This window comes from Kitasatospora sp. NPDC057512 (assembly GCF_042802135.1).
GTDB lineage: Bacteria > Actinomycetota > Actinomycetes > Streptomycetales > Streptomycetaceae > Kitasatospora.
The window spans coordinates 1-3,404 of sequence record NZ_JBHVET010000833.1 but is presented as its reverse complement, the minus strand read 5'-3'; the positions used below and the strand labels follow the sequence as shown (position 1 = coordinate 3,404).

Genomic DNA, 3,404 nt, shown 5'->3' with positions numbered 1-3,404 from the left:
GCGCCGGGGCGGCGGCCCCACGCCCCCCGAGCCCCGCTACCGGGCGGCCGGCCGACGCCACCGGGGGCGGTCGGCCGCCCGACTTCGCCGGCAGACGCACCGCCCGACCGCAAGGGCGATGAGCAGTTCACCACCCGCCGCCGGCCGTTCCGCGCGGATCGCGGCAGCGGTCCGCGAACCCCGGTACTCGAAGGAGTTATCGATGATCAGGAAGCACCTCGCGACGGTCGTCGCGGCCACGGTCCTCGCCGGAGGCCTCGTCGGCCTCTCCGCCGGCGCGGCCCACGCCTACCCCCGGGTCAACAAGTGCGGGAGCGCGTACGACTTCAAGCGGAGCTGGGACATCAACGACATCCACTACGTGGACGCGGTGGTCGGCTTCATCGACATCTACTACAACCGCGGGAACGGGTACAACTGCGCGATCGCCCGCGGAAACGACGCGGTCGTCACCGGCCAGCACGAGATATTCGTCGAGATACGGCGCTCCCGCGACGGCAGCTGGATCCAGGACGGTGTGGGCAGCAACTACACCAGCTACGCGGGCCCGGTCTACGCGTACGGGAAGGGGGCCTGCATCGACTTCATCGGGGGGCTGAAGTACAACGAGTTCTCCGGAAGCGGTGACACCGGCTACAGCTCCGTGCACGGCGGCTGAGCCGAGGCCGGCGCGCGGGGTGGGGATAACCCCACCCCGCTTCCGCCGGTCGCCTCCATGGTTCGTACCACCCACCGTTCCTAGCCTGGACCACGTCGCTGACCGACACGATCCACGAGGGATGGCAGCACCATGGCAGCCCGCCAGCACCGCCCGGAGCACGAACCGCCCGAGCCCCACACGGCCGCTCACCCGATGGCCGAACGGCACCACCCGGGGACGGCGGCATGAGCAACGGACTCGCGCGCGCCTCGGTGCGCTTCCGGCCGCCCTCCTTCGCGGGGACCTTCGTCGCCCTGCTGTTCGGTGCGGCGGTCGTCATGGGCTGCGGCACCCTGTTGCAGACCGGCGTCACCGCGAGCGTGCCCCCGGTGCGCTACGCACAGGCGCCGGTGGTCGTCGCGGCCGGTCCGGACGTCGGGATCGTCCGCAAGGTCAACAAGAAGGAGAAGGCCGTCGACCGGCCGGTGCCCGACCGGGCCCGGGTGGACGCGGCCCTGGCCCGGCGCATCGCCGCCCTGCCCGGTGTCGCGGCGGCCCGTCCCGACAGCGCCTTCCCGATCCAGCCGGGTCCGGCCACACCCGGTCTGACCGGGCGCGGGTACGCGGCGCTCGGCATCGCCGGCGGCGCGGACACCCTGGTCGAGGGCCGCGCCCCCGGCCCGGGCGAGGTGGTCCTGGACGCCGCCACCGCACGGGACGCCCGGCTGGCACCCGGTGCGAGCCTCACGCTGGTCGCCCCCGGCGGCAGCGGCACCTACCGGGTCTCCGGCCTGGGCGCGCCGCAGAGCGCCGGCCCGACGGCCTGGTTCGCCGACGGGGTGGCCGGGCAACTCTCCGGTCACCCCGGCCGGGTGGACGCCGTCGCCGTCCAGCCGAACGAGGGCGTCACTGCCAAGGAGCTCGCCCGCCGGCTCCGCGAGGCCCTGCACGACACCGCCGGCCCCCAGGCCTCCGCGGCGTCGCCCACCGGGATCAGGGTGGTCACCGGCGACGACCGCGGCTCCGTCGAACATCCGGGGCTCGGGCAGAGCCGGACGCTGCTGATCGCGATCGGCGGATCCTTCGGCGGCACCGCCACCATGACGGCCGTCTTCGTGGTGGTGTCCACCGTCGCCCTGGCCGTCGGTCAGCGGGCCCGCGAGTTCGCCCTGCTGCGCGCCGTCGGCGCGACCCCCCGCCAGATCCGCCGCACGGTCGCCACCGAGGCGATGCTGGTGGCGCCCCTCGCCGGCGTGCTCGGTCTCGTCCCGGGCGTGGCGCTGGCCCGCTGGTGGTTCGACGGACTGGTCTCGCGCGGCGCCGTCCCCGAGGGCGTCGAACTGGATGTCGGACCGCTCCCCGCGCTGGTCGCCGTCGCCACCTGCTCGCTGGCCGCGCTGGCCGCCGGCTACCTCGCCGCGCACCGCCCGTCCCGCCTGCGCCCCGGCCAGGCGCTCGGAGAGGCGTCGGTGCCGGCCGGACGGGCGGGCGTGGTGCGGGCCCTCCTCGGCCTGGCGGCCGTCGTGGGCGGCGTCGTGCTGGCCGCCGTCGCCGCCGGCCTGAGCGGTGAGAACGCCGCCAACACCGCGCTCGGCGTGGTCATGTGCTTCCTGGTGGCCACCGCCCTGCTCGGCCCCTGGGTGGCCCGGATCGCCGCCGGGGTGCTCGGCCTGCCGCTGCGGGCGGGCGCGGGCGGCACCTCCGGATCGCTGGCCGCCGACAACGCCCGGGCCGACGCCCGCCGGCTGACCTCCGCGATCACACCCATCGTGATGGTCAGCGCCTTCTGCGGCACCATGCTGTTCATCCAGAGCAGCGTCGGGCACGCCACCGGCGAGCAGGTGCGTGACGGGGTCGTCGCCGACCACGTGCTCGGCTCCACCGGTCGCGGCCTGCCCGCCGCGACCGCCGAACGGGCCGCCGAGGTGCCCGGCGTCGACGCGGCCGTGGGCGTGCTGCGCACCGGAGCCGTCTACCGCTCCGACGGGAAGCTCCGCTCCGCCAACGCCCTCGGCGTGTCCGGCGACCCGGCGAGGCTGCCCCGGGTCCTCGACCTGGGCGTGCGCAGCGGCTCGCTCGCCGACCTCGCCCGGGGCACGGACACCGTCGCCCTCGACGCGGCCCTCGCCGACCGGCTCGGCCACCGCGTCGGCGACCGCGCCTCCTTCTGGCTCGGCGACGGCACCCAGGCGCAGCTGACGGTCGTCGCCACCTACGAACGCGGCCTCGGCTTCGGCCAGTTGATCCTGCCCCGGGCCGCTGTCGCCGCACACGCCGCCGTCGCCTACGACAGCCAGGTGCTCGTCGCGGACGCGCCCGGCGCCGACCGCGCGGACGTCGCCGCCCGGCTGGCGAAGCTCCCCGCCGAGGCCTCCGCCACCGGGACCGCCACGGTCGGAGGGCTCACGGTGGCCGACCGCGCCGGGTACGTCGCGCAGACCGACCGCAGGCGCGAGGCCGGCGACTGGGCGAACTCCGTGATGGCGGCCGTCCTCGGCGGCTTCGCCGCGATCACCGCCGCCAACACCCTGGTGATGACGGTCCTGGACCGCGGTCGCGAGGTGGCGCTGCTGCGCCTCACCGGCGCCACCCGCCGCCAGATACGCGGCATGATGCGCTGGGAGGCCCTGCTGGTGGCCGCGACCGGGCTGCTGCTCGGCGGCCTGATCGCCTGGATCACCCTGGTCCCGATCGCCCGGGGGCTCGCCGACGCCCCGCCGTACGTCCCGCCGGGCACCGCCCTGCCGCTGGCCGCCGCGGCGGT

General features: G+C 76.0%; 2 protein-coding genes. Both read left to right on the top strand.

The annotated features are described in order from the left end of the window. The first annotated feature begins 202 nt into the window (after positions 1-202). Positions 203-658 (top strand): hypothetical protein, encoded by a 456-nt coding sequence (locus tag ACFU6K_RS34475; RefSeq protein ID WP_380669860.1) that lies wholly within the window; start codon positions 203-205, stop codon positions 656-658. Positions 659-885: 227 nt separating this feature from the next. Further along, on the top strand, positions 886-3,404 hold a 2,519-nt coding region (locus ACFU6K_RS34470; protein WP_380669858.1), incomplete at its 3' end, for an ABC transporter permease.

Excerpts from the sequence above, each read along its gene's own strand:
- ACFU6K_RS34475 (WP_380669860.1), top strand. The coding sequence starts at position 203 with ATGATCAGGAAGCACCTCGCGACGGTCGTCGCGGCCACGGTCCTCGCC.